The following is a 369-nucleotide window of genomic DNA, read 5'->3' as shown; positions in this document are numbered from 1 at the left end:
AGTGATTCGCACACGTTGGTACAACGTATAAGTGCGCTTTTACTCATAATCGTAAAAGTTAGCACCGAGGGTGTGAAATGATAATATAAGCCAAAATCAAAGAGGGAAATATTTATGGCGAGTAAGTTAGAGCAACTCAAAAAGAAACAAGAGCAACTGCGACTACAAATTCAAAAAGAGCAGCAAAAGGAAAGTACAAAAAAACGAAAGGAAGACACAAGAAGAAAAATTTTACTCGGGGCTATGGTCTTAGAAAGAATGGAAAGAGAATCTGATTACAAAGAGCAAGTAAGTAAAACGTTAGATAAATATTTAACAAAAGAAAGAGATCGTGAGTTGTTCGATCTACCAATTAACTCTGAACCTAAA

General features: G+C 35.0%; 1 protein-coding gene. It reads left to right on the top strand.

The window, feature by feature from the left end:
- Positions 1-114: 114 nt before the first annotated feature.
- On the top strand, positions 115-369 hold a 255-nt coding region (locus AB4484_RS06205), incomplete at its 3' end, for a mobilization protein (RefSeq protein WP_372077051.1).

This window comes from Vibrio sp. 10N.261.46.A3, from assembly GCF_041472995.1.
Taxonomy (GTDB): domain Bacteria; phylum Pseudomonadota; class Gammaproteobacteria; order Enterobacterales; family Vibrionaceae; genus Vibrio; species Vibrio coralliirubri.
Note: the sequence above shows the minus strand (reverse complement) of the source record. Positions and strands in the feature narration are given on the sequence as shown.